This window comes from Streptomyces sp. NPDC002092 (assembly GCF_053593775.1).
On the sequence record NZ_JBSFDG010000029.1, the window covers coordinates 13,951 to 37,827 of the forward strand.

Annotated in this window: 25 protein-coding genes; 15 read left to right on the top strand and 10 right to left on the bottom strand. The window is 70.7% G+C overall.

Features of this window, described 5'->3' with window-relative positions; genetic code table 11:
• Positions 1-80 precede the first annotated feature (80 nt).
• A complete protein-coding gene (locus ACWCRD_RS41195) occupies positions 81-2,393 on the top strand; it encodes an MFS transporter (RefSeq protein ID WP_450970854.1) in 2,313 nt (770 codons plus the stop codon).
• An 84-nt stretch (positions 2,394-2,477) separates the two neighbouring features.
• On the opposite strand, the gene ACWCRD_RS41200 is transcribed toward ACWCRD_RS41195, so the two are convergent.
• On the bottom strand, positions 2,478-3,284 hold the full coding sequence (locus ACWCRD_RS41200; protein ID WP_450970802.1) for a PIG-L deacetylase family protein: 807 nt from the start codon (positions 3,282-3,284) through the stop codon (positions 2,478-2,480).
• Between the two features lie 44 nt (positions 3,285-3,328).
• Here ACWCRD_RS41200 and ACWCRD_RS41205 point away from each other — a divergent pair, with 44 nt between their 5' ends.
• From ACWCRD_RS41205 to kstD, 3 genes are all read left to right on the top strand, one after another.
• On the top strand, positions 3,329-3,829 hold the full coding sequence (locus ACWCRD_RS41205; protein WP_450970803.1) for a RipA family octameric membrane protein: 501 nt from the start codon (positions 3,329-3,331) through the stop codon (positions 3,827-3,829).
• On the top strand, positions 3,826-4,164 hold the full coding sequence (locus ACWCRD_RS41210) for a DUF7701 domain-containing protein (protein ID WP_450970804.1): 339 nt from the start codon (positions 3,826-3,828) through the stop codon (positions 4,162-4,164). Before ACWCRD_RS41205 ends, ACWCRD_RS41210 begins: the two co-directional genes overlap by 4 nt.
• Positions 4,165-4,377: 213 nt before the next feature.
• Complete coding sequence (gene kstD, locus ACWCRD_RS41215) at positions 4,378-6,168, top strand: 3-oxosteroid 1-dehydrogenase (protein WP_450970805.1); 1,791 nt, start codon at positions 4,378-4,380, stop codon at positions 6,166-6,168.
• On the opposite strand, the gene ACWCRD_RS41220 is transcribed toward kstD, so the two are convergent.
• The 3 genes from ACWCRD_RS41220 to ACWCRD_RS41230 all read right to left on the bottom strand — a co-directional run bounded on the left by ACWCRD_RS41220 (position 6,165) and on the right by ACWCRD_RS41230 (position 7,969).
• A complete protein-coding gene (locus ACWCRD_RS41220) occupies positions 6,165-6,884 on the bottom strand; it encodes a class I SAM-dependent DNA methyltransferase (RefSeq protein WP_450970806.1) in 720 nt (239 codons plus the stop codon). The two genes, kstD and ACWCRD_RS41220, sit on opposite strands and share 4 nt — an antisense overlap.
• A 63-nt stretch (positions 6,885-6,947) precedes the next feature.
• Positions 6,948-7,262 carry an AzlD domain-containing protein gene (locus tag ACWCRD_RS41225; protein WP_450970807.1) on the bottom strand — a complete coding sequence of 105 codons (315 nt, stop codon included), beginning with the start codon at positions 7,260-7,262 and terminating at the stop codon, positions 6,948-6,950.
• On the bottom strand, positions 7,259-7,969 hold the full coding sequence (locus ACWCRD_RS41230) for an AzlC family ABC transporter permease (RefSeq protein ID WP_450970808.1): 711 nt from the start codon (positions 7,967-7,969) through the stop codon (positions 7,259-7,261). The genes ACWCRD_RS41225 and ACWCRD_RS41230 overlap by 4 nt, the downstream gene beginning before the upstream one ends.
• A 65-nt stretch (positions 7,970-8,034) precedes the next feature.
• On the opposite strand from ACWCRD_RS41230, the gene ACWCRD_RS41235 reads away from it, so the two are divergent.
• The gene (locus tag ACWCRD_RS41235) at positions 8,035-8,601 is read left to right on the top strand and encodes a helix-turn-helix domain-containing protein (protein ID WP_450970809.1); all 567 of its coding nucleotides are present in this window, start codon (positions 8,035-8,037) and stop codon (positions 8,599-8,601) included.
• 110 nt (positions 8,602-8,711) lie between these two features.
• On the opposite strand, the gene ACWCRD_RS41240 is transcribed toward ACWCRD_RS41235, so the two are convergent.
• Complete coding sequence (locus ACWCRD_RS41240) at positions 8,712-8,915, bottom strand: cold-shock protein (RefSeq protein ID WP_003992177.1); 204 nt, start codon at positions 8,913-8,915, stop codon at positions 8,712-8,714.
• A 306-nt stretch (positions 8,916-9,221) separates the two neighbouring features.
• Here ACWCRD_RS41240 and ACWCRD_RS41245 point away from each other — a divergent pair, with 306 nt between their 5' ends.
• Both ACWCRD_RS41245 and ACWCRD_RS41250 read left to right on the top strand, forming a co-directional pair.
• Positions 9,222-10,070, top strand: a complete 849-nt coding sequence (locus ACWCRD_RS41245; RefSeq protein ID WP_450970810.1) for a menaquinone biosynthetic enzyme MqnA/MqnD family protein — start codon at positions 9,222-9,224, stop codon at positions 10,068-10,070.
• 67 nt (positions 10,071-10,137) lie between these two features.
• Complete coding sequence (locus tag ACWCRD_RS41250) at positions 10,138-11,940, top strand: protein kinase domain-containing protein (protein WP_450970811.1); 1,803 nt, start codon at positions 10,138-10,140, stop codon at positions 11,938-11,940.
• Between the two features lie 12 nt (positions 11,941-11,952).
• Here the strand turns inward: ACWCRD_RS41250 and ACWCRD_RS41255 are convergent, their stop codons facing one another.
• Both ACWCRD_RS41255 and ACWCRD_RS41260 read right to left on the bottom strand, forming a co-directional pair.
• The gene (locus tag ACWCRD_RS41255; protein WP_450970812.1) at positions 11,953-13,020 is read right to left on the bottom strand and encodes a sugar ABC transporter substrate-binding protein; all 1,068 of its coding nucleotides are present in this window, start codon (positions 13,018-13,020) and stop codon (positions 11,953-11,955) included.
• 201 nt (positions 13,021-13,221) lie between these two features.
• Entirely contained in the window at positions 13,222-15,078 is a 1,857-nt protein-coding gene (locus tag ACWCRD_RS41260) for a sigma-70 family RNA polymerase sigma factor (RefSeq protein ID WP_450970813.1), read from the bottom strand.
• A gap of 235 nt (positions 15,079-15,313) precedes the next feature.
• Here ACWCRD_RS41260 and ACWCRD_RS41265 point away from each other — a divergent pair, with 235 nt between their 5' ends.
• From ACWCRD_RS41265 to ACWCRD_RS41285, 5 genes are all read left to right on the top strand, one after another.
• Positions 15,314-15,727, top strand: a complete 414-nt coding sequence (locus ACWCRD_RS41265; RefSeq protein WP_450970814.1) for an SsgA family sporulation/cell division regulator — start codon at positions 15,314-15,316, stop codon at positions 15,725-15,727.
• A gap of 43 nt (positions 15,728-15,770) precedes the next feature.
• Positions 15,771-16,397: a prepilin peptidase gene (locus tag ACWCRD_RS41270; RefSeq protein ID WP_450970815.1), complete on the top strand. Its 627-nt coding sequence runs from the start codon at positions 15,771-15,773 to the stop codon at positions 16,395-16,397.
• Between the two features lie 49 nt (positions 16,398-16,446).
• Positions 16,447-17,646, top strand: a complete 1,200-nt coding sequence (gene mqnC / locus ACWCRD_RS41275; RefSeq protein ID WP_115906557.1) for a cyclic dehypoxanthinyl futalosine synthase — start codon at positions 16,447-16,449, stop codon at positions 17,644-17,646.
• Positions 17,647-17,653: 7 nt separating this feature from the next.
• Positions 17,654-18,100, top strand: coding sequence for an imidazolonepropionase-like domain-containing protein (locus tag ACWCRD_RS41280; protein ID WP_450970816.1), 447 nt, complete (start codon positions 17,654-17,656; stop codon positions 18,098-18,100).
• A 90-nt stretch (positions 18,101-18,190) separates the two neighbouring features.
• The gene (locus ACWCRD_RS41285) at positions 18,191-18,883 is read left to right on the top strand and encodes a demethylmenaquinone methyltransferase (protein ID WP_450970817.1); all 693 of its coding nucleotides are present in this window, start codon (positions 18,191-18,193) and stop codon (positions 18,881-18,883) included.
• Between the two features lie 3 nt (positions 18,884-18,886).
• Here ACWCRD_RS41285 and ACWCRD_RS41290 read toward each other — a convergent pair whose 3' ends face one another.
• Positions 18,887-19,195: a PASTA domain-containing protein gene (locus ACWCRD_RS41290; protein ID WP_450970855.1), complete on the bottom strand. Its 309-nt coding sequence runs from the start codon at positions 19,193-19,195 to the stop codon at positions 18,887-18,889.
• A gap of 110 nt (positions 19,196-19,305) precedes the next feature.
• Positions 19,306-19,830, bottom strand: a complete 525-nt coding sequence (locus ACWCRD_RS41295; protein WP_450970818.1) for a GNAT family N-acetyltransferase — start codon at positions 19,828-19,830, stop codon at positions 19,306-19,308.
• A 100-nt stretch (positions 19,831-19,930) separates the two neighbouring features.
• Here ACWCRD_RS41295 and ACWCRD_RS41300 point away from each other — a divergent pair, with 100 nt between their 5' ends.
• Complete coding sequence (locus ACWCRD_RS41300) at positions 19,931-21,247, top strand: geranylgeranyl reductase family protein (RefSeq protein ID WP_099930699.1); 1,317 nt, start codon at positions 19,931-19,933, stop codon at positions 21,245-21,247.
• A gap of 201 nt (positions 21,248-21,448) precedes the next feature.
• Complete coding sequence (locus ACWCRD_RS41305) at positions 21,449-21,616, top strand: hypothetical protein (RefSeq protein ID WP_450970819.1); 168 nt, start codon at positions 21,449-21,451, stop codon at positions 21,614-21,616.
• 331 nt (positions 21,617-21,947) lie between these two features.
• Here ACWCRD_RS41305 and ACWCRD_RS41310 read toward each other — a convergent pair whose 3' ends face one another.
• Positions 21,948-22,742 carry a C40 family peptidase gene (locus ACWCRD_RS41310; RefSeq protein ID WP_450970820.1) on the bottom strand — a complete coding sequence of 265 codons (795 nt, stop codon included), beginning with the start codon at positions 22,740-22,742 and terminating at the stop codon, positions 21,948-21,950.
• A gap of 765 nt (positions 22,743-23,507) precedes the next feature.
• Between ACWCRD_RS41310 and ACWCRD_RS41315 the strand changes: the two genes are divergently transcribed.
• On the top strand, positions 23,508-23,867 hold the full coding sequence (locus ACWCRD_RS41315) for an NADH-quinone oxidoreductase subunit A (protein ID WP_003992243.1): 360 nt from the start codon (positions 23,508-23,510) through the stop codon (positions 23,865-23,867).
• Positions 23,868-23,877 lie beyond the last annotated feature (10 nt).

The following is a 23,877-nucleotide window of genomic DNA, read 5'->3' on the forward strand; positions in this document are numbered from 1 at the left end:
TTGCGTTTCGCTCCTCTCTGCGCCTAGGTTGATGTACGAAACGGTTTCGGACCGATGTGGGGAGCACCATCGTGGAAGTCATCCCGGCCGCCGCTGCCGCCACCGCCCAGGCCGGACCGCCCGGCCCCACCCAGGCCCCGTCGAAGCACCGCTGGTGGGCGCTGGCCGTGATCGGCCTCGCCCAGCTCATGGTCGTCCTCGACGCCACCATCGTGAACATCGCGCTGCCGTCCGCCCAGCAGGACCTGGGCTTCGACAACAACGGCCGGCAGTGGATCGTCACCGCCTACTCCCTGGCCTTCGGCAGTCTGCTGCTGCTCGGTGGCCGGCTCGCCGACCTCTTCGGCCGCAAGACCACCTTCATCGTCGGCATCGTCGGCTTCGCCGCCGCCTCCGCGGTCGGCGGCGCGGCCAACGGCTTCACCATGCTGGTGGTCGCGCGCGCGGTGCAGGGCCTGTTCGGCGCGCTGCTCGCACCGGCCGCGCTCTCCCTGCTGACCACGACCTTCACCGAACCCAAGGAACGCGCCAGGGCGTTCGGCATATTCGGTGCCATCGCCGGTTCCGGCGCGGCCGTCGGCCTGGTCCTCGGCGGTCTGCTCACCGAGTACCTGGACTGGCGCTGGACGCTGTACGTCAACGACGCCATCGCGGTTCCGGCGCTGATCGGCGCGATCGTCTTCATCGGCCGCTCCGTCCCGGCCGAGCGTCCGAAGCTGGACGTCCTCGGTGTCCTGCTGGTCTCCGGCGGGCTGTTCGGCATCGTCTACGGCTTCGCCAACGCGGAGACGCATGACTGGGACAACTGGATGACCTGGGGCTTCCTCGCCGCCGGCGCCGTCCTGCTGGTGGCGTTCTTCCTCTGGCAGACCCGCGCCAAGCACCCCGTGCTGCCGCTGCGCGTCCTGGCCGACCGCGACCGCGCCGCCGCACTGTCCACCATCCTCATCTCGTCCGCGGGGATGTTCGGCGTCTTCCTCTTCCTCACCTACTACCTCCAGGCGACGCTGGGCTATTCGCCGGTCAAGAACGGTGTGGCCTTCCTGCCGATGGTGGGCGCGCTGATGGTGCTGGCGCAGATCTCCACCAACTGGCTGGTGCCGAAGATCGGCCCCAAGATCGTCGTGCCCACCGGCATGCTGCTCGCCCTCGGCGGCATGATCTGGCTGACCCGCCTCGACCTGGACAGCAGCTATGCGGCGCATGTGCTGGGCCCACTGCTGCTGCTGGGTGCCGGGCTCGGCATGTCGATGCCCGCGGCGATGAGCTACGCCACCCTCGGCGTCCGGGCGAGCGACCAGGGCGTGGCCTCGGCGGCCCTCAACACCACCCAGCAGGTGGGCGGTTCGATCAGTACGGCGCTGCTGAACACGCTGGCCGCGACCGCCGCCACCAACTACGCCAAGGACCATCTGTCCGACCCGCTGGTCAAGGCGAACGCGGCCCTGCACAGCTACGAGGTCGCCTACTGGTGGTCGGCCGGGTTCTTCGCCTTCGGCGCGCTCGTCACGGCCCTGCTGTTCCGCGCGAAGAGGAGCGCGAGCGAGCCCGCGGAACAGGACCGGACGCAGGCCGGGGCGCAGGTCGAGGCCCCCGTCCCGGGCGGTCCCGTGGCGGTGACCGCGATCCGTACGGAGGCGGCCGTCATCCGCGGGCAGGTGCGCAACGGCACGGGTCATCCCGTTGCCCGGACCGCGATCACCCTCCTGGACACGTCGGGCCGCCAACTGGCCCGCGCCGTCTCCCGCGAGGACGGCACCTACGCGGTGGACACCGCCGAGCGCGGCAGCCTCGTCCTCATCGGCTCGGCACCCGGCTACCAGCCGCAGGTCGTCACGCTGACCCTGAACGGCGCACCGGTCTCCCACGACTTCGTGATCCTGCCCAGCCCGGGCGGCCTGGCCGGCACGGTGTACGGCGGCGACGGCGAGGTCCTGCCCGGCGCGCTGGTGGTGGCCACCGACCAGCGCGGCGACGTGACGGCCTCCACCACCACCGCCACGGACGGCGGTTACGGCATCGGCGACCTGCTCCCCGGCGACTACACGCTCAGCGTCAGCGCCCCCGGCCACCGCCCGGCCGCCGTACCGGCCACGGTCACCGCCGAGACCGCACGCTGCGACATCCGGCTCGTCGTGGCCGCGACCCTGCGGGGCACGGTGCGCACCCCGGACGGGCGTGCGCTGGACGACGCCCGGGTCTCACTGATCGACGCCGCCGGCAATGTCGTGGGGACCCGCACCACGAGCGTCGACGGCAGCTACGCCTTCACCGACCTCTCCAGCGAGCAGTACACCGTGATCGCCAGCGGCTACCCGCCGGTGGCCACCCAGGTCACCCTGAACGGCAGCCAGGAGGGCGTCGACATCCAGCTCGGCCACAAGGAGGCCTAACGCCGACCCACCGCGACCCCCATACGGCAGCGTCCGCCACCTCGTGTCTCCGGGTGGCGGACGCTGCCGTGATCGGCCCAACCCTCAGGCGAGGGGAGGTAGTTGCTCGCCCTGGACGGCCCTGGATGCCCACGCCGGCTCGGGCCGCGGCTCCACCGCTGCCGCGACGCCGTACCGCACGTACCACTCGGTGGACACCACCCTGGCCCGGTCCGCGGGCCGGAGCGCGGCGAGGCGGCCCGGCAGCGCCCCCCGTTCCACCTCGCTGCGATGAGCCATGACAGCGTCCAGCTTCTGCTCCACCCACGGCCCGACATCCACCACCGTCGACACCCACTCGTCGGGCACGCTGTACATCGCCCGGCCCGGCCGGAGCAGCACCTCGCGGCCCAGGGCGCGCACCGCGGACTCCGGATGCGTGGCCAGGTAGAGCGCACTCGGCTCCCAGGCCGCCCCCGCCTCCGGGTACAGCCGCCCCCAACCCGCCGCCTGCACGGCAAGCACCGTCACCCGGTGGGCGTGCACGTGATCCGGATGCCCGGACAGATTGCCGTAGGCGTCATGCGTGATCACGAGCTCCGGTCGGAACTCCCGGACATGCCTGACCAGCCGCCCCACGGCCTCGTCCAGCGGCGCATCGCAGAAGCGCGGAGCGCCCGGTGCCGACTCGGGAACGTGCGCATCGGCGTACCCGAGCATCCGCGGATTCCCCGCCCCGAGAATGCGCAGCGCCTCCGCCAGCTCCCCGGCCCGCCGGGTGCCTTCGGTCCAGGTGGCGGTGACGACCGCCGTGCGCGCTCCCGAGGCCGCGTGCCGGGCCAGCACACCGCCGGACACCAGCGACTCGTCGTCGGGGTGCGCGAAGACGCCCAGGAGACTGGGGAGGGGCATGCCCGCAAGGTTAGAGGCAACTGCCGTCAGGGCATCAGGAGTTGGTGACGTCCGAACCGGCCGCCCCCGGCGGGGACCCCGCCCGCGCGCAGGTGCCCGACCCCGCACCGGAGCTCCTCGACCTCTACAAGATGGCCGTCGAGATGTCGGACCGCGTCTCCGCCCGGCGCGGCGCCGCGAACGCATTCTTCCTCTCCGTTCAGACCGCATTCATCGGCGCGCTGGGCATCACCGCCACGGAAAACCGGAATGTGCCGTGGTGGGCCGCGCTCGTACTGACGCTCGCCGGAATCTCCATATCCCTCGTCTGGTGGCTCCAGTTGCGCAGTTACCGCGTGCTCAACCACGCGAAATTCGACATCATCAATGCCGTCGAACCGCGGCTCCCCCTACAGATATTCAGCCAGGAGTGGGAGATACTGGCGGGGAATCCGGATGGACCGTGGTGGACCAGGTACACCGAGTTGGGTTCCACCGAACGGAAAGTCCCCTGGGTATTCGCGGCATTGCACGCAGGTCTGTTCGTCGGCATACTCTGCACGTGAGTTATCTGCGCGCGGACGCCGGTCTGATCCGCGAACTCCTGCCGCCGGAGGCCCGGCCCCCGTCGGACGCCGACGGCCTCTTCCTTCTCTACGCCGTCCTCATGCGCGCCAAGGGGGAACTGGTCACCGCGGCCGATGTCCATGACGCCTGGACCGCCTGGATGGAGAACCGGGATCCGGGCCATCGCGCACTCGTGCCCTTCGACGAGCTCTCCCGGGCCACCCAGCGCGAGGACGAGCCCTACGTCCAGGCCATCCAGGCCGCGGCCCGGGTGCGGGCGAAAGACGCGTCCCGAGGAGGGCGACGGGCGCGCCCTGAAAAAGGGCTGCAATAAGGGGTCCGGCTCCTTTCTACCGGTTATTTCGTTCGCTGTCGGGCGGGCGTCCCCAGGATGTCCCGGAATCCCCTTCGTCGCCGACCGTCGGAATTCCTCGTACCGCTTCTGCCTCCGGCCTTGACTTCCCAAGACCCTCGCGCCACATTCCCACCCCACACCTCCGCACCTGAGCAACTCACCCCACCCCTCGTCCGGTTGGAGCGACCTGCCATGGTCACGAGCGCGGAACCCGTGAGACGTACGGCACGACCCACCCGGAGGCAGGTGCTCGGTACCGCGGGCACCACCGGTCTCGCCCTGGCCGTCGGCGCGGGCCCCGGCACCAGCACGGCCACCGCCGCCGACCTCCCCCTCCTCGGCGCCTACGACGTCGTCGTCATCGGTTCCGGCGCGGCCGGCATGACCGCCGCGCTCACGGCGGCCAAGCACGGCCTGAGCACCGTCGTGGTCGAAAAGGCCCCCACCTTCGGCGGATCCGCCGCCCGTTCCGGTGCCGGCATCTGGATCCCCAACAACCCCGTGATCCTCGCCGCCGGTGTCCCGGACACCCCCGCCAAGGCCGCCGCCTACCTCGCCGCGGTCGTCGGCCCGGACGTACCCGTGGCCCGGCAGAGCGCCTTCCTCGCCCACGGCCCCGACATGATCTCCTTCGTCATGGCCAACAGCCCGCTCCGCTTCCGCTGGATGGAGGGGTACAGCGACTACTACCCGGAGCTGCCGGGCGGTCTGCCGGGCGGCCGCTCCATCGAGCCCGACCAGTTCGACGGCAAGCTCCTCGGTGCCGAACTCGCTCATCTCAATCCGCCGTACATGCAAGTCCCTTCCGGCATGGTCGTGTTCAGCGCCGACTACAAGTGGCTCGCCCTCGCCGCCGTGAGCGTCAAGGGCGCCGCCGTCGCCGCCGAGTGCCTGGCGCGCGGCACGAAGGCGGCGGTGCTGGGGCAGACGCCGTTGACGATGGGGCAGTCGCTGGCCGCCGGGTTGCGCAAGGGGCTGCTGGAGGCGGGTGTCCCCGTCCGGCTGGGCACCCCGCTCACCGAGCTGTTCGTCGAGAACGGTGCCGTCACCGGGGCGGTGGTCACGAAGGACGGCGCCCCCGGGCTCGTACGCGCCCGCCGTGCCGTGGTCGTCGGCTCCGGCGGCTTCGAGCACAACGGTGCCATGCGCGCCCAGTACCAGCGGCAGCCCATCGGGACGGAGTGGACGGTCGGCGCGAAGGAGAACACCGGCGACGGCATCCGGGCGGGACGACAACTGGGCGCCGCACTCGCTCTCATGGACGACGCCTGGTGGGGACCGGCCATCCCGCTCCCCGACCAGCCCTACTTCTGCCTCGCCGAACGCACCCTCCCCGGCGGCCTCCTCGTCAACGCGGCGGGCTCCCGCTTCGTCAACGAGGCCGGTCCCTACAGCGACGTCGTCCACACCTTGTACGACCGCAACCCCACCGACCCGGACATCCCGGCCTGGCTGATCGTCGACCAGAACTACCGCGACCGGTACCTGTTCAAGGACGTCGCCCCGGCCCTCGCCTTCCCCGACGACTGGTACCGCTCGGGGGCGGCGCACAAGGCCTGGAGCCTCGACGCCCTCGCTGCCTCCGTCGGCGTTCCCGCCGCTGCCCTGCGCGCCACGGTCGACCGCTTCAACTCCCTTGCCCTCAAAGGGACCGACAGCGACTTCCACCGCGGCGACAGCGCGTACGACCACTACTACACGGACCCCTCCGTCCTCCCCAACTCCTGCCTCGCACCCCTGTGGCTGCCCCCGTACTACGCCTTCCGCATCGTCCCCGGGGACCTCGGGACGAAGGGCGGGCTGGTCACGGACGCGCGGGCGCGGGTGCTGCGGCCGGACGGCTCGGTGATCCCCGGCCTGTACGCCGCCGGTAACGCCAGCGCCGCCGTCATGGGACACAGCTACGCCGGGGCCGGGTCGACGATCGGACCCGCGATGACGTTCGGGTACATCGCGGCGCTGGACATCGCCGGGGCGCTCTAGGAGGCCACCACCGCGGGCTTCCGGGCTATGAGGAAGGCCTGCGGGGAGGTCTCCTCCAGGCTTTCCTCCGGTTCCCGCACCGTCTGCGAGAGGACCCTGAAGCCGGCGTCCGTCAACAGCCGGACCATCTCCTCCGGTTGGCGGCGCAGGAAGGTCAGCGAGACCGGGCGGCCCCAGGGGCGGTCGTGGTGGCGGTGCTGGTCGCCCGCCTGGAAGCCCACCAAGAGGTGGCCGCCGGGTGCGAGCACCCTGTGGAACTCGGCGAACAGAGCGGGCAGTTCCTCCGCCGGGGTGTGGATGGAGGAGTACCAGGAGAGCGCTCCGGCCAGCGTCCCGTCGGGGATGTCCAGGTCCAGCATCGAGCCCTGCTCGAAACGCAGTCCCGGGCTCTCGCGGCGGGCGACCGCCAGCATCGACTCCGACAGGTCGAGGCCGAAGACGTCCAGCCCGAGCGAGGCGAGGCGGGCCGTCGTCCGGCCGGGACCGCACCCCAGGTCCGCCACCGGCCCCTCGCCGCCCACGAGTTCGGCGAACACCTGGATCATCGCCCGCTCCAGCGGCCTGTCCGCGAGATCCCGCTCGAACCGGGCGGCGTAGTCCTCGGCCACGGCGTCGTAGAACGTCCGGGTGCTGGTGAGGAAGTCGGGTTCGGACACGGTCTCGTCGAGGGCCAGGGTCTCGTCGCGGTTGCGGGTCTCGTCACGGGTCTCGGTCATGGTCAAAACCGTAGCGACCGCCACTGACAATCGACCTTCGCCGAGCCCCTCGGCCCGCTCCGCTCAGCCCACCCCCAGCGCCCGCAGCACCGCCGTCGTCCCCGCAGCCCCCAGCACGACCACCGCGAAGGGTGCCCGTCGCCAGGCCAGCACACCCCCGACCAGCACACCCACGGGCCGCGCCCAGCCCGCGAAGCCCCCGCTCTCCGTCAGCGCACCCGTCGCCAGCAGGGCGGCCAGCAGCACGACCGCACCCGCCGACAGCAGCTCCTGGATGCGCGCCGGTAGCTCCACGCGCCCGTGCAGCGCCGGACCGACCAGCCGGAAGGCGTACGTCCCGACCGCCAGGGCCAGGATGACCGCGACCGTGGCGTTCATGCGGAGGCTCCCTTGCGGCCGTGCAGGACCAGCCCAGCCAGCGCCAGCAGCACCGGCACCCCCGCCGGGACGAACGGCGTCACCGCGAGGGCCAGGGCGGCGCCGAGCAGCGCGGACCGCCGTATCCGGGCGTCCGCGCGCAGGGTGGGCAGCACCAGCGCCACCAGCACCGCGGGGAAGGCCGCGTCCAGTCCGTATGTCGCCGTGTCGCCCAGCGCGCCCCCGGCCAGGGCTCCGACCAGGACACCCACGTTCCATACGACGAACAGGCCGATTCCCGAGACCCAGAACGCCCTCCGCCGCCGTACCGGATCAGCCTGGGCCAGGGCGAAGGCCACGGTCTCGTCGGTGACGAGATGGGCGCCGATGAGGCGGGCGAGGCGGCCCGGCCCGACGGTGTCGGCGATCGCGAGGCTGAAGGCGGCCGTGCGGGTGTTGAGGAGCAGACCGGTGGCCGCCGCGGCGATCGGGCCGCCCCCGGCCAGCATGACTCCGACCGCGCTGAACTGGGCGGAGCCCGCGTAGACCACGAGGGACATCACCACCGGCACCCACACCGGCAGACCCCCGGCCACGGCGATCGCGCCGAAGGAGACACCGACGATGCCGCTGGCGAGCCAGACGAGGGAGGCGTCACGGATCAGGTCCCGCGGCGGAGGGGGAGTCGATGGGCCGGGCATCGGGGGCGTTCGCCATGCCGTACGCATGTTCTCTAGAATGAACAGGAGAGGCGCCGTTCGTCAAGGCGAACGGTCGTACCGATGGAGCGAACATGACGTCCGATCTACCACCCCGGCTCCCCCTGGACTGGATCGCGGCCGCGCTGCGGCGCGAGCGCACCCGCGCCGGGCTGTCCCTCTCCGAGCTGGCCAAACGGGCCGGGATCGCGAAGTCGACGTTGTCGCAGCTGGAGGGCGGAAGCGGAAACCCGAGCGTGGAGACGCTGTGGGCGCTGGGGGTGGCCCTGGGGGTGCCCTTCAGTGTGCTGGTGGAGCCGCCCGCCCCTGCGGTGCACGTGATCCGGGCGGGAGAGGGGCCGGTCGTGGCCTCGGAACGGGCGGACTACCGGGCCACCCTGCTGTCCGCGAGCCCGCCCGGCGCCCGGCGTGACATCTACCACCTGCGCGCGGAGCCCGGCCCCGCCCGTGAGTCGGAGCCGCACATCCCGGGCACGGTGGAGCATCTGATCGTGAGCACCGGAAGGGTGAAGGCCGGCCCGGCGGGGGAGACCGAGGAACTCGGGCCCGGGGACTACATGACGTATCGCGGGGACGTGTCGCACTCGTACGAGGCGCTGGCGCCCGGGACGACGTTCGTGCTGGTCATGCAGCACGTGTGAGCCGTACGGGCGAGGTACGGGGAAAGGCAGGAGCCCCGTTGCCTTGCGGCACGGGGCTCCTTGGGTACTGCTCTCAGTTCCGGATCAAAGCACCAGGCTCCGAGACCGAATCAGACGGGGGTGACGTTCTCCGCCTGCGGGCCCTTCGGGCCCTGGGTCACGTCGAAGGAGACCTGCTGGTTCTCCTCCAGCGAGCGGAAGCCGCTCGCGTTGATGGCGGAGTAGTGGACGAACACGTCCGGGCCGCCACCCTCCTGGGCGATGAAGCCAAAGCCCTTTTCGGCGTTGAACCACTTCACGGTTCCGGTAGCCATAAGCCCTCCTTGGGCCCAAAGGGTTGCCCTGCTCCAGAACCTGCAAGTGTGAAAACAGTGCTGCACAACTGCATACTTCTGAAAACGACGAGAGCCCGCGGTTACATGCTCCGCAGGCTCTGTACTGCAAGGGAAACCAAACTGCAACTTGCGGCGAGCCTAGCACGCGGGCAGCCGAAAGCAATAGAGGGCAAGATCACGTCACCCGGACGTTTGAAGTCTCGGAATGGGATTGACGGGACACCGGTGACGTCGCCGCACCACCCTGAAGGCTGCACCGTACCTCATAGGGTCTAGCCTCGCGATGTGGACAATTCTCGCACCCGGCCGCGCGTCGGCCACATCCAGTTCCTGAACTGCCTGCCCCTGTACTGGGGGCTCGCGAGAACGGGCACGCTCCTCGACTTCGAGCTCACCAAGGACACCCCCGAGAAGCTCAGCGAGCAGCTGGTGCAGGGAGACCTCGACATCGCGCCCATCACTCTGGTCGAGTTCCTCAAGAACGCGGACGACCTGGTCGCCTTCCCGGACATCGCGGTGGGCTGCGACGGCCCGGTGATGTCCTGCGTGATCGTCTCGCAGGTCCCGCTGGACGAGCTGGACGGCGCCCGGGTCGCGCTCGGCTCGACCTCGCGCACCTCCGTCCGCCTCGCCCAGCTGCTGCTGGCCGACCGCTACGGCGTCCAGCCCGACTACTACACCTGCCCGCCCGACCTCAGCCTGATGATGCAGGAGGCCGAGGCGGCCGTACTCATCGGGGACGCGGCCCTGCGGGCGAACCTGCTCGACGGACCGCGCTTCGGCCTCGAGGTGCACGACCTCGGCACACTGTGGAAGGAGTGGACGGGGCTGCCGTTCGTCTTCGCGGTGTGGGCGGCGCGCCGGGACTACCTCGAGCGCGAGCCGGAGATCACCCGCAAGGTCCACGAGGCCTTCCTCGCCTCCCGCAACCTCTCCCTGGAGGAGGTCGGCAAGGTCGCCGAGCAGGCGGCCCGCTGGGAGGACTTCGACGAGCGGGTCCTGGAGCGGTACTTCACGACGCTGGACTTCCGCTTCGGCGGGCCGCAGCTGGCCGCGGTCGCCGAGTTCGCCCGGCGGGTCGGGCCGACGACCGGCTTCCCGGCCGACGTGAAGGTGGATCTGCTGCAGCCGTAAGCCGTACGGGAACGGCGCACTACCCTTTTCTCGTCGTTACGGGGGATACGGGGGAGGGGTGGACGCCATGCAGCCGCTCGGAGCCGACGAGCCCACCGTCGTGGGGCCCTACCGGCTGCTCGGCCGGCTCGGCTCCGGCGGGATGGGCCGCGTCTACCTGGGTCGCAGCGCCGGGGGCCGCACGGTCGCGGTCAAGATCGTGCATCCGCACTTCGCGCTCGACGAGGAGTTCCGCGCCCGCTTCCGCCGCGAGGTGGAGGCCGCGCGGCGGGTGGGCGGCGCGTGGACGGCTCCGGTGCTCGACGCGGACCCCGGGGCGAACGTCCCCTGGGTGGCCACGGCGTATGCGGCGGGTCCGTCGCTGGCGTCGGCGGTCGCGGACGGCGGCCCGCTGCCGGCTCATTCGGTACGGGTGCTCGGTGCGGGGCTGGCGGAGGCGCTGGCGGCGGTGCACGAACTGGGTCTGGTGCACCGGGACGTGAAGCCGTCCAACGTGCTGCTGACGCTCGACGGCCCGCTGCTGATCGACTTCGGCATCGCGCGGGCGACGGACGGTACGGCGTCCCTGACGTCGACCGGCGTGTCCATCGGCTCGCCGGGATACATGTCACCCGAGCAGATCCTCGGGAAGGGGGCGACGGGGGCGGCCGACGTCTTCTCGCTGGGCGCGGTGCTGGCGTATGCGGCGACCGGGGAGCCGCCGTTCCCCGGGGACTCGTCCGCGGCGCTGCTCTACAAGGTCGTCCACGAGGAGCCCGAACTCGGCTCGCTGAGCGGTGAGTTGCGGGACGTCGTGGAGGCGTGCCTGGTCAAGGAGCCGGGACGGCGGCCGACGCCCGGTGAGGTGGCACGGCGGCTGGCTCCCGAGGGGGCGGCGCGGCTGGTGGCGGGCGGATGGCTGCCGGGGGCGCTGGTGGAACAGGTGAGCCGCAGCGTCGTGAAGCTGCTGAACCTGGAGGCGGGGGACGAGGCACCCTCGGGGCCGGTGGGGTTCAGCAGCCCCTCGGTCGGGGATGCGGTGACGGCGGGTGGAGAAGCGGCCGGGCGGTCGACGGCCGGCCGGGAGGTGGCCGGGCAGCCGACGGTGGGGGAGTTCGGGCCCGCGCCGGTGATGCCGGGGGCTGCGGCTTTCTCCGCCCCCTCGGTTTCCGCGCCTGCCGTTCCTGTCCCTGCCGCTCCTGCCTCTGCCGTTGATGCGCCTGCCGCTTATGTGCCCGAGCCGCGGGACGCGCCTCCCGTCGAGCAGAGTCCGGGCAGGCTTTCCGTGTCCGTCGCGGCGACGTCCGCGCCGGGGGAGGGCGGGCGCGGACGGCGGCTGAGCTGCACGGTGGCGCTGGCGGTCGCGGGGGCGTTGGCGGCCGTGACGCTGGGGTCGGTGTTCGTGTTCGACCTGTTGCCGGGCAGCGGTGAGAACAGCGCGGGCAGTTCCGGCAGCGGTGCGTACTCCCCACAGCCGGGCGCCACGTCGAGTGCCTCACCCACCGACGACTCCACCGCCTCCGACGGCGCCACCGGGTCCGCCGTTCCCGCCGGCTACCTCGGCACCTGGGAGGGCCAGGGCCTCGTCCTCGACGGTGCCCTGCCCGCGGGCACCTTCCGGGTGACGCTCCATCAGGCCGGGGTGGGCGAGGAGGTGGGCCGGGTCCGGCAGACCGACCAGCTCGGGGGCGTCTGCAACGACGTACTGACCCTGAAGAAGGTGACGAAGCAGGAGCTCGTCACGACGTCGGTGGGCGCCAAGTCCAATCACACCGGGTGCAACCCGGTGGCGCACACGGTGCGGTTGGCCCGGGTGGGCAACGACCTCAAGTACATGTCGGACAGCGACGCGGAGGGCAAGCCCACGGCGCAGCTCTCGAAGGTCAACTAGACGGAGCGCAGATCAGCGGTTGTTGCCCCAGAGGGATGTGTCGTCGCTCCTGAGACTGGGAACCCCGCCGTAGGTCCGGCCGTCCGCGGTCACCAGCGGGGCGGGGAGCTGGTCCTCCAGCACACCCTTGCGGACCTGGACGATCGTGCTGTCGTGGTCGGTCCGGCCCGGCTTGAACGTCTTGCCTTCGATCGCCGCCTTCAGATAGGAGAGCGCGTACTTCGCATAGAGGTCGGCGGGCTGGGAGACCGTGGCGTCGATCTCGCCCTGGGCGATGCTCTTGAGCTCCCTGGGGGTGCCGTCGTTGGAGACCACGAAGACGTGCTTGCCATCCTTCGGACCGACCAGCAGACCCTGCTCCCGGAGCACCTGCAGGGTGCCGGAGAGCATGGAGCTGGCCTGCATGTAGACGCCCTTGATGTCCGAGTGGGCGGTGAGATCCGTCTGCAGCTTCCGGGCCGCGACCGCCCCGTCCCAGTTGGTCGCCTCGCCGAAGACCTGGATCTTGGGGTAGTTCTTCTTCATGCACCCGTTGAACCCCTCGGTGCGGTCCCGGGCATTGATCGAGGCGAGGTCGCCTTCGAGCATGACGACCTTGCCCTCGCCGCCGAGCTCGGTGCCGAGGAACCGGCAGGCCTTCTCGCCGTACGCGCGGTTGTCGGCGCGGACGATCATGTAGACGTGGCCGGTGTCGGGGCGCGTGTCCAGGGTGACCACGGGGATCTTCTGGGCGGACAACTGCCGCAGGACGGGCCCGATCGCGCCGGTGCTCTGCGGAGCCATCGCCACGCCCTTCACCCCGTGGATGATGAGCGTCTGCACGTCGGCGGCGAGATTGCCGACGTCGTTCTGCGAGTTGGTCGTCTCCAGCCGCAGACCGAGCTCCTTGGCGAACCGAGGGGTGTACTCGATGTACGAAGTCCAGAAGTCGGTGTCGGAGCGGGGATAGTCGACGCCCACCAGGGCCCCGTGCGCGCCGACCCCCGGTTCGGCACCGGAGCCGCCGCAGGCGCTGAGCGCGGTGACGGCGAGGGCGGTGACGGTGCCGAGGCCGGGATGTCTGAGGCGGCGGGTCTTCACGGCGGGCTCTCCTTGCGGACGGTTTCATGCCGGAGATCAGGCCCGGGGGCGGATCGGTAGCCCGTGCATGGCGCCGTGGTTTCCGCTGCTCATCAGGCCTCCTCGCCCCCACTGTAGACGTCGCGCCCACCCGGCCGGCGGGTGCGCGGCGGGCGCTCCGTGCACCTGCGATCCGCGCGGGGCCTCTCGGCCTTGGCGCGTCTACTCCGAGTCGTGCCCCGCGCTGCCGTGCGGGCTCCCGCAGCCGCCTGGGGGAGGTGTGGAGACCGGTGGGGCGGCGGGCTCGGTACCGGTGGGGCTGGGCGTGGCCGGTGCCGGGCCCTGGGCGGGCGGTGTGTCGGAGGCCGGCGTCTCGGGCTCCGGCGCGGGTGGGGACGAGGGCGCGCTCGGGGGATTGGCTTCGGGTGTGTGATCGGAGGGAGTTGCCGGATTCTCGGGGGAGTCGTCGGCGGGGCCCGAAGGGGTTTCGGGGTTCTCCTTGCCGGGAGGCGCCGGGGTTTCGGGAGTGTCCTCGGCCGGAGGTGCCGGGTTTTCGGGAGTGTCCTCGGCCGGAGGTGCCGGGTTTTCCGGAGATCCCTGGGCCGGAGGTGCCGGGTTTTCCGGAGATCCCTGGGCCGGAGGTGCCGGAGTCTTCGGGGGCTGTTCGGTCGGAGCCGGGGGTTCCGGGTACGGGTCGGAGGGCGAGGGCGAGGGCGACGGCGGGGTCTTCGGGTCCTCGTCCGAACCGCCCGTCTTCGGGGGAGCCGGGTCCGTGCCCTTCGGCGCCGGCTTGGTGGGCTCCTTCGGGGCGGGCTTGGTGGGCTCCTTCGGGGCGGGCTTGGTGGGCGGCGGTGTGTGGTCCGTGCTGCTCCCGGCCGTGTTCCCACCCGGAGCCGGGGTGGGCCCGTCGGCATGACGGGGCTTCGGTACGGCTGGTGCGGTGCTGCCGGTGTCGGCCGTGCGCACCCGTTCGCTGACCGGAACGCCGGCCGCGTGCGCCTGCGTGCCGCCCTTCTTCGGTGCCCCGTTCCGCGGGCCCTTCGACGGCGGCCCCGCCGGCGTTCCGGCCACCGGGACCTGAGCCGCGGGAGCGTCGGCCACCGGAGTGCGCTGGGCCGGGATCCGACCGGTGTCGGCCGGGCCGAGGACGAGCAGGAGCGCGGCGGCGCCCGCCACGACCGCCCCGGCAGCCGCCGCCACCTGGGTCTTCGAACCGCCGACCGCCACCTGGCGCACTCCTTGCAGCAGCCCGCCGTGCCCGCCGGCCGCGGTCGCCGCACCGGCCGGTCCTGCGGTCAGGGCGAGCAGGAACTTGCCCGCACCGCCCACCGCGAACACGAGAAGTGCCGGCCCGACGAGCGCGGGCAGCCGGTCGTTGGCGCTCATCAGGGCGGCCAGCCGCGCCCGGCAGTCGTCGCACGCGTCCATATGCCCGAGCAGCCGCTCGGACTGCTTCGCCGTCGCGGCACCCCGTACGTACGCGGGCATCCGCGCCCAGTACACCTGGCATGCCGGGTCGTCGGGCGCACCGGTCTGCGTCCGCAGGAACGCCTGCCGCATACCCTCCCGGGCCCGGTGCAACAGCACGGCCGTGGCACCCTCCTTGGTCCCGAGCTGCGGGCCGATCGCGGCCAGCGGCTGCCCCTCCGCCTCGGCCAGCCACAGCGCCTTCACCCACCGCTCGGGCAACTGTCCCAGCACCCGTACCACCAGGTCGACGGAGGACACCCGCTCGGCGGGGTCGTCCGTGTGCGGGTGAGCGTCCGTGTCGACCGGCTCCTCGCCGTGCGGGTCCCGCGGCGTCTCACGCACCGCGCTCCCGGCGGCGATCGCGAGGTGGCGCACCGTGGTCATCAGATACGCCGGCACGTTGTCGATCTCGTGCCCCGCGGCCAGCCGCCGCCACACCCGGAAGTGCGCCTCGGCGACGAGATCCTCGGCGGTCCATGCGTTCCGGGTGAGCGAGCGGGCGTATGCGACGAGTCGCGGCTGCTGTTCCTCGTAGATCCGGGCATACGCAACCGTGGCGGCGTCGGACGCGGAAGCCGGTGCGGACACTGCAGTGGAACCGTCGGACATGGCGGAACGCTCCAGTTGCCTACTGCTCGGGGAAGGTTTTGTAAGCCTAGATGGCAAAAGTTTCAATCAAAGTTGCGGCGTATCGCCGATGTGGCGCACGTCACCAGGGTTGTTTTCTGTTACGGCGTAATGCATGCGCCTCCAGGGGGCTCCCAAGAGATGCACAGGCCCAACGGGCCGCCGCAGAACCCGACATGCTCGAAATGCTCTACATGCCCGAAAAGGGAGCCCCCTCGTGTACATAGCCCTGGAGCAGCCCACCGGCGCCCACCTGCTCACCCCCGACCAGGAGGAGCTGGCGGTGCCCGTCACCCTCCGCTATCTCTCCGACGACCCGCTGGCGGTCCACTTCGTCTTCCCGGCCTGGATCTCGCTCGACGACGAGGAGGTGACCTGGACCTTCGCCCGCAGCCTCCTCGAGGAGGGCCTGGGCGGCTCCGCGGGTCTCGGCACGGTACGGCTCCGCCCGCACGGCCCGGCCCACACCGTCGTGGAACTCCACGCCCCGCAGGGCATTGCGGCGGTCCGCTTCGAGACCAGAGCGCTGCACCGCTTCCTGCTCCGCTCCTACACGGTCACCGAGCCGGGCGGCGAGCCCCTGGAACCGGCGCTGGACCGGGGGCTCGCCTCTCTGTTCGGCGCTGTGTGAGGCTGGAGGCCACGGTTCCGCAGGCCAACCACCCCCGGGACGGATGAAGTTGCTGATCGCCGTCGCCGCGCTCTGGGGCGCGGCAGCAGGGGCGCTGCTGCCGAGGGCCGCCCACCGGTTCTCCGTGCAGCCGTACGGTACAGGCGTCCTCGCCCTCGCCACCGCCTTCGTCTGTGCCGCGCTCGCCGCCGCCACCGGCACCCGCCCCGAACTCGGTGTCTGGCTGCTGCTCGGGCCCCTCGGGGTGCTGCTGGCGGTCGTCGACGTGAGGGTGCAGCGGCTGCCCGACGTGCTGACGCTGCCGTTCGCGGGCGCCGCCCTCGTGCTGCTCGGCGTGGTGGCGCTGCTCCCCGAGCACGCCGGTGACTGGACGACGGCGCTGTACGGCGCCCTCGCGCTCGGCGGGTTCTTCCTGGCGCTGTTCCTCATCGATCCGGGCGGCATGGGCTTCGGGAACGTCAAGCCGGCGCTCGGGCTGGGCGCCGCTCTGGGCTGGTACGGCTGGCCGACGCTCATGCTCGGCACCCTCGCCGCGTTCCTGCTCGGGGCGCTGTACGCGGGCGCACTCGCCGCCGCGGGGCGGGCCGGGCGGGAAGTGGCCGTGGCGTTCGGGCCGTTCCTGCTCGGCGGGGCGTTTCTCGGGCTGCTGATCGGGGCGTACACGGCCTGACGTAGGCTGGGCAGGTCTGTCCACAACCCTTGACGAAAGGGACGCCCCGGTGACCGAGAAGGCCGACCTTCAGTCCGTCCTCGACCGTGCCGCGGCGGGTGGTCGGATCACCCCCGAAGAGGCACTCGACCTCTACCGCGACGCCCCGCTGCATGCGCTGGGCGCCGCCGCCGACGCCGTACGCCGCCGCAAGTACGCCGGCACCGAGCACATCGCGACGTACATCATCGAGCGCAACATCAACTACACGAACGTGTGTGTCACGGCGTGCAAGTTCTGCGCCTTCTACGCCGCCCCCAAGGACACGGCGAAGGGCTGGACGCGGGATCTGGACGACATCCTGCGGCGCTGCGCGGAGACCGTCGAGCTCGGCGGCACCCAGATCATGTTCCAGGGCGGGCACCACCCGGACTACGGCGTCGAGTACTACGAGAAGCACTTCGCCGCCATCAAGAAGGAGTTCCCGCAGCTCGTCATCCACAGCCTGGGGGCGAGCGAGGTCGAGCACATGGCCCGGATCTCCAAGGTGAGCGTGGAAGAGGCGATCTCGCGGATCCACGCCGCCGGGCTCGACTCCTTCGCGGGCGCGGGCGCCGAACTGCTGCCGGAACGGCCGCGCAAGGCCATCGCTCCCCTCAAGGAGTCCGGCGAGCGCTGGCTGGAGATCATGGAGACCGCGCACCGCCTGGGTGTCGAGTCGACGTCCACCATGCTCATGGGCACGGGTGAGACCAACGCCGAGCGCATCGAGCACCTGCGGATGATCCGCGACGTACAGGACCGGACGGGCGGCTTCCGCGCCTTCATCCCGTACACCTACCAGCCCGAGAACAACCATCTGAAGGGCCGTACCCAGGCCACGCTCTTCGAGTACCTGCGGATGATCGCCATCGCGCGGCTGTTCATGGACAACGTCCAGCACATCCAGGGGTCCTGGCTGACCACCGGCAAGGAGGTCGGGCAGCTGTCCCTGCACTACGGCGCCGACGACCTCGGCTCGATCATGCTGGAGGAGAACGTCGTCTCCTCGGCCGGTGCCAAGCACCGCTCCAACCGGCTCGAGATCATCGACCTGATCAGGAAGGCCGGGCGCGTTCCCGCCCAGCGGACCACGACGTACGAGCACATCGTCGTCCACGACGATCCGGCGAACGACCCGGTCGACGAGCGGGTGATGTCGCACATCTCGTCCACGGCGATCGCGGGCGGCACCGCGCATCCCGAGCTGAAGCTGCTGGCCTCCAACTGACGTACCGGTGCTGACGATCCACGCGGCGGACGAGGTCCGCCCCGGCCGGGACGCCGAACCGATCGAGGGCGGCGCCGTGGCGGTCGAGGGGAACCGGATCGCCGCGGTGGGTCCGCTGGCGGCGGTCCGGGAGCGGTATCCGCAGGCGCGGGTGCGGAGTTGGCCGGGCGTCCTGGAGCCCGGGCGCCTGCACGAGGGCCCGCTTCCCGACGCCCCGAGCCCGCGCGAGCGTATTCACGCCGTGCTGAAGTCGGGCGCCGTGGCGATCCTCGCGCCGTACGCCGACTCACCCGAACTGCGGGCGGCGGCCGACCGGAACGACGTCCTCGTCATGTCCGGTGCGGTGCCTTCGGCTCTGGTCGAGTCCGGCCGGGCCGATCTCGCCGTGTTCGACGAAACCGGCGCGTGCATCGCGACGGTCTGCGCGGGCCGTCTCGTCCACAGGCGCCGTTAGCCCGCGAACGCCTTGGAGGACGTGGCCGCGAAAAAGAAGCAGGCTCCTCCCCTGAGCGGGAGCCGTGGGCCGTGCTGCAAGAATGGCGGCGTGACCCGCGCTTCCCTGAACAAGCAGCCGCACGAAGTCGCCTCGATGTTCGACGACGTGGCGGAACGGTACGACCTCACGAACGACGTGCTGTCGCTCGGCCAGGACCGGGTGTGGCGCAAGGAGGTGGCCCGGGCGGTCGACGCGCGGCCCGCGCAGAAGATCCTGGACCTGGCCGCCGGCACGGCCACGTCCTCGTTGCCCTTCGCCCGCACGGGCGCCTACGTCGTCCCCTGCGACTTCTCGCTCGGCATGCTCCAGGTCGGCAAGAAGAAGCACCCCTGGCTGCCGCTGACCGCGGGCGACGCGACGAAGCTGCCGTTCAAGGACGACACCTTCGACGCCGTCACGATCTCCTTCGGCCTGCGCAACGTGCAGGACTTCGACGCCGCCCTGCGCGAGCTGTACCGGGTGACCAGGCCCGGCGGCCGCGTGGTGATCTGCGAGTTCTCGCACCCGACCTGGGCGCCCTTCCGCACCGTCTACACCGAGTACCTGATGCGCGCCCTGCCGCCGGTGGCCCGGGCGGTCTCCTCGAACCCGGACGCCTATGTCTACCTCGCCGAGTCCATCCGCGCCTGGCCCGACCAGCCCGCGCTGGCCGAGCATCTGCAGAAGGCCGGCTGGTCGAAGGTGGCGTGGCGGAACCTGACGGGCGGGGTCGTGGCCCTGCACCGCGGTTTCAAGGGCTGACGCTCAGGCGGAGCTGACGACGTACGGGTCGCCCGGCTCGTCCAGCTCGCGCTGCAGCCCGCCGGTGGGGGGCCTCGGGATGCGCGGCTCGCGCATGCCTCCGCCGCCCTCTCCCTCGCCGAAGTCGAACCACACGTAGATCACGGAGTCCCGCGGCACCTCCGCATTGGGCTGCGGGTACTGCCGTACGACGTACTCGACCACGGTCTGGTGGAAGTCGGGACGGTCCGGCGCATTCAGGAAGAGGCCGGTCGCCTCCGCCGTCTTGCGTGCGTCCATGGCCATCAGTCCGACCAGCCGTGGCACGCGTATCTCGGGTGTTTTGGGTGTTATTCGCACAGATGTCACCCCCAGCGGTACTGGAAGGGTAACCGCACGGGGGTGTCGACCGGAAGCTCCAAGTGTCTTTCTGTAACAGTCGGTTACTGTACGTGACTGCTTTGGAGCTGGAGCCGGAAGCAGAGGGCGTCCTCCTGGAACCGGGGGTGCAGGAAGGTCTCCGCCCGCTCCATGCCCAGCCGCCGGGTGACCGCGATGGACCGCTCGTTCCCGGGCCTGACCATCGCCACCACGCTCGGCACGCCCACCGCCCTGAGCCGTTCCAGCGTCATCTGCGCGGCCGCGGTGGCGTACCCCTTGCCCCAGAAGTCCCGCCCGAGCCGCCACCCGATCTCGATCTCGCCCGTGGGGCCCCAGTCCCGCGGCCACGGCTGGGCGCCCGTGAAGCCCATGACCTGCCCCGACTCGTCGACCATGGTCCACAGACAGAAGCCGAGCTCCGCGTCATGTCTGCGCTGCCGGGCGGTGAGCTCCTCGTAGACGGAGAGGTCGGCGGACTTCCCGCCGTGGAACTCCATGACATCCGGGTCGTCGAAGACCCGGTGCCAGGCGACCGCGTCCTCGTCGGTGGGGACGCGCAGCCGTACTACGGGGAGAGCTCGGTTCACGAGGGCAGCCCTTCAGCCTGGTGATCAATGCTGCTGAATAGACTGCCTGTGTCCAGTGCCGCTCGGCACAGAGATTTATCGAACTTGGGGAGATCCCGCCGTGACCGTCGTGACCGAGCCCCACTCCGAGCCCTCCCCCGAGCCCTTCTCCGAGAACACCGCCGATGTGATCGTCGTGGGCGCGGGCCCGGCCGGCTCCACCACGGCGTACCACCTCGCCAAGTCGGGCCTCGACGTGCTGCTGCTGGAGAAGACCGAGTTCCCGCGCGAGAAGGTCTGCGGCGACGGCCTGACCCCGCGCGCGGTCAAGCAGCTCGTGGCGATGGGCATCGACGTCTCCGAGGAGGCCGGCTGGCTGCGCAACAAGGGCCTGCGCATCATCGGCGGCGGCGTCCGCCTCCAGCTGGACTGGCCGGATCTCGCCTCCTTCCCGGACTACGGCCTCGTCCGCAAGCGCGACGACTTCGACGAGCAGCTCGCCCGCAATGCCCAGAAGGCGGGCGCCCGGCTCTTCGAGCGCTGCAACGTCGGCGCCCCGATCATCGACGACCGCACCGGCCGTATCACCGGCGTGCACGCCAAGCTCGGCGAGGAGAAGCGCGAAGTCACCTTCCACGCCCCGCTCGTGGTCGCCGCCGACGGCAACTCGACGCGCCTGTCGCTGGCGATGGGCCTGCACCGCCGCGAGGACCGCCCGATGGGCGTCGCGGTCCGTACGTACTTCGAGTCGCCCCGTCATGACGACGACTACCTGGAGTCCTGGCTGGAACTCTGGGACCGCCGGGGCCCCCAGGACCGTCTGCTCCCCGGCTACGGCTGGATCTTCGGCATGGGCGACGGTACGTCCAACGTCGGCCTGGGCGTCCTGAACACCTCCGACTCCTTCAAGGAGCTTGACTGGCGCGAGGTCCTGAAGGCCTGGTGCGCCTCCATGCCGGAGGACTGGGGCTACACCCCGGACAACATGACCGGGCCGATCCGCGGCGCCGCCCTCCCGATGGCCTTCAACCGCCAGCCCCACTACACCAAGGGCCTGCTCCTGGTCGGCGACGCCGGCGGCCTGGTGAACCCCTTCAACGGCGAAGGCATCGCCTACGCCATGGAGTCCGGCCAGATCGCCGCCGACGTCATCGTCCAGGCCCACGCCCGTCCGACCCCCGCGAGCCGCGAACTCGCCCTGCAGCGCTACCCGCGCGTCCTCAAGGACACCTACGGCGGGTACTACACGCTGGGCCGCGCATTCGTGAAGCTCATCGGCAACCCGAAGGTCATGAAGATCGCGGCCCAGCGCGGTCTGACCCACCCCATGCTGATGAAGTTCACCCTGAAGCTGCTGGCGAACCTGACGGACCCGACCGGCGGCGACGCGATGGACCGCATCATCAACGGGCTGAGCAGGGTGGCCCCGAAGGCCTGACCAAGCAGGCCCGGCGAAGTCCACCTGCCCCGCGACGGAGACGCACATCGACACAGCGGCAGCGCCCTGAAGGAGCGCAAACCCGTATCCATCAGCGGCTCCGCCGCGGGGCGCGATCAGCCTGCCCGGGGTGTCCTTCCGCTCCCGCTCGGAGTTCGTGCTCGGCACACAGGTCAGGGAGGCCGTGTACGAGGGCGCCGGGTGACCGGCGTACGCGTCTCCGCCCACGACGGCGGCCCGGAGCGCACGGTCACCGCCGACCAGTACGTCTGCGCCATGCCCGTCGAGCACACCCGCGGGACGTGGGGCAGGGCGCTGCGACGCGGCATCGGGCAGGCCCGCGACTGCCCGGCCGCCTGTACGGCATAACGGCCAGGGTGGGGCCCCTCTGGGGAGTACGAAGGGCGAGGTCGTAAGGCGACCTTGAAGGGCGAGGACCGCGTCGGCTGGGTCATGGACCCGGCGGTGAGCGGCCTCGGCGGCCCGAACCCGCAGAACCGCGAATGAGGGCCTCAACGAGTCCGCGCAACGGGCGGTCAATGCCCTCCCGGACGCCGACAATTCGGATGCCGAGCCGTCTGGCGTCTGGGAGCTGTACCGTCCGCCGGAGATGCGGCGGAATGGCCGGAGGGGCCGCTGCCCCCGAGCGGCTGCGGCCCTTCCGTGCGTCCGTGCAGCACGTGTTGTGCTGCGGGGTGCGTCAGAGCACCCGCACCGCGCCGGTCGGCGGGTCGTAGGAGAGCGGCCTCTCGACCACACCGGTCGACGGGTTCTGCGCGCCGACGAACATGCCGTCGCCGACGTACACCGCCACGTGGTACGCGCTGCCCGCGCTGCCCCAGTACAGGATGTCGCCCGGCTGCAGATTGCTCAGCGAGACCTGGGTGCCGGCGGTCGACTGGTCCTGCGAGACCCGCGGCAGGCTGATGCCGATCTGCTTGAACGCAGTCTGCACCAGACCCGAGCAGTCGTAAGCGGATGAACCGGTCGCACCGGACACATATGCCTTACCGACCTGAGCCTTGACGAAGTTGACGATCGCGGCGGCCGAACCGGTGGCCGTGGACGTCGAGGTGCTCGTCGTGGTGGCGGCGAGCGTGGTCCGCTCCGCGCTGCGGGAAGCGGCCTGCTCGGCGGCTGCCTTGCGAGCGGCCTCGGCCTTCTGCTTGGCCTCGGCCTTCTTCTTCGCCTCCGCGAGGTCCGCCTTGGCCTGCTTCGCGGCCTTTGCGGCGGCCGCGTCACGCTCGGCCTGCAGCTCGTAGTTCGCGGCTGCCTGCTGCGTGGCGTCCGCGGACTGGGCGACCTGAGTGGCCAGATCGGCCGTCAGGGTGGGCAGTTGCAGGGTCTGCGTGGTCTCGGCGGCGCTCGCCGAGGCCGACGCGCCCGCGGCAGCCATGCTGAGGACGCCACCGGCAACTCCGGCGCGCACCGCGAGACTCGTGGTCGCGCTGCGGCGGGGCTTCCGGTGGCTGCGTATGTGAGCGGTGTGGGACATGAGGACAACGGGTATCAGGGGCTCCTCCATACCTTCAAGAAACGTGTGGTGCGCCACAGTTGTTCAGCCGACGGCCCGAATTCCGGGCGGCTCACTCTTTATTGACGCCGTAACGGACATTGCGGACACGGCCTATCGGCCCTGTGATCACGGCGTTTCATGATTACGCCCGAATTGCCCCGCGCTTACCACTGGTTGGGACAGGTGGCCAAGCCCCGCTCTCGGGCGCCTCTCGCGGTGTGGCGGAGGTCACGCAACGGTCACGGCAATGCGTGCGTCTCGCGCGAAGATCACGGACCGGTTGCGCTCGCGTCACGGCCGGGTCCCGCTCGTGAATGCGTGCACGCGTCCACACCGGACCGCGCGGTCCCCCTGATGTGTGAACGCGTCGCACTATCAGGACATCTCGTCCAACACCAATTTGCATGCAAGGGAAGTCTCTTGATATGGAGACGCCCCTCCCGAGCTGCATCGACGAGCGAAAATGTCACCTCTGGTGATCACTTGGACGCTTCGCGTACGAAGATCACCGCTCATCCGACTTCATGATCCTTCATCAGGTGGTGAAGATCACAAAGCTTGTGTAATACCCCGTGTCGCAGATCACAGAGTGGCGGGCATAAGATGCGAGGCAGTTGGGCTTGTGACCTGCTTCACATGTTCTCGATCTTCGCCGGGACGGGCGGGGTTGGAGAGACGTATGAGGTTGGTGTGGGTCCGATGCCATCGCCAGCAGTCAGTGCCGACTGAGAGGAGCGAGGAGCGGTGAACGCGTATGCGCCCATCCTCGTACTGGGAGCCCTCGGGGCAGGCTTTGCGATCTTCTCCGTGGTCATGGCCACGCTGATCGGTCCGAAGCGGTACAACCGGGCCAAGCTAGAGGCCTACGAGTGCGGGATCGAGCCGACCCCCACGCCGGCCGGCGGCGGGCGCTTCCCCATCAAGTACTACCTGACGGCGATGCTCTTCATCGTCTTCGACATCGAGATCGTCTTCCTCTACCCCTGGGCCGTCACCTTCGACGCCCTGGGGATTTTCGGGCTCGTGGAGATGCTGCTCTTCGTGCTCACCGTCTTCGTCGCGTACGCGTACGTATGGCGGCGCGGCGGCCTGGAATGGGACTGAGGGGCCTTAA

What these genes read in the sequence shown, in the direction of transcription:
- ACWCRD_RS41200 (WP_450970802.1), bottom strand. Translation starts at nt 3,284, where the DNA reads ATGCCCCTCCCCAGTCTCCTGGGCGTCTTCGCGCACCCCGACGACGAG.
- kstD (WP_450970805.1), top strand. Translation starts at nt 4,378, where the DNA reads ATGGTCACGAGCGCGGAACCCGTGAGACGTACGGCACGACCCACCCGG.
- ACWCRD_RS41220 (WP_450970806.1), bottom strand. Translation starts at nt 6,884, where the DNA reads ATGACCGAGACCCGTGACGAGACCCGCAACCGCGACGAGACCCTGGCC.
- ACWCRD_RS41225 (WP_450970807.1), bottom strand. Translation starts at nt 7,262, where the DNA reads ATGAACGCCACGGTCGCGGTCATCCTGGCCCTGGCGGTCGGGACGTAC.
- ACWCRD_RS41230 (WP_450970808.1), bottom strand. Translation starts at nt 7,969, where the DNA reads ATGCGTACGGCATGGCGAACGCCCCCGATGCCCGGCCCATCGACTCCC.
- ACWCRD_RS41235 (WP_450970809.1), top strand. Translation starts at nt 8,035, where the DNA reads ATGACGTCCGATCTACCACCCCGGCTCCCCCTGGACTGGATCGCGGCC.
- ACWCRD_RS41240 (WP_003992177.1), bottom strand. Translation starts at nt 8,915, where the DNA reads ATGGCTACCGGAACCGTGAAGTGGTTCAACGCCGAAAAGGGCTTTGGC.
- ACWCRD_RS41250 (WP_450970811.1), top strand. Translation starts at nt 10,138, where the DNA reads ATGCAGCCGCTCGGAGCCGACGAGCCCACCGTCGTGGGGCCCTACCGG.
- ACWCRD_RS41260 (WP_450970813.1), bottom strand. Translation starts at nt 15,078, where the DNA reads ATGTCCGACGGTTCCACTGCAGTGTCCGCACCGGCTTCCGCGTCCGAC.
- ACWCRD_RS41270 (WP_450970815.1), top strand. Translation starts at nt 15,771, where the DNA reads ATGAAGTTGCTGATCGCCGTCGCCGCGCTCTGGGGCGCGGCAGCAGGG.
- ACWCRD_RS41310 (WP_450970820.1), bottom strand. Translation starts at nt 22,742, where the DNA reads ATGTCCCACACCGCTCACATACGCAGCCACCGGAAGCCCCGCCGCAGC.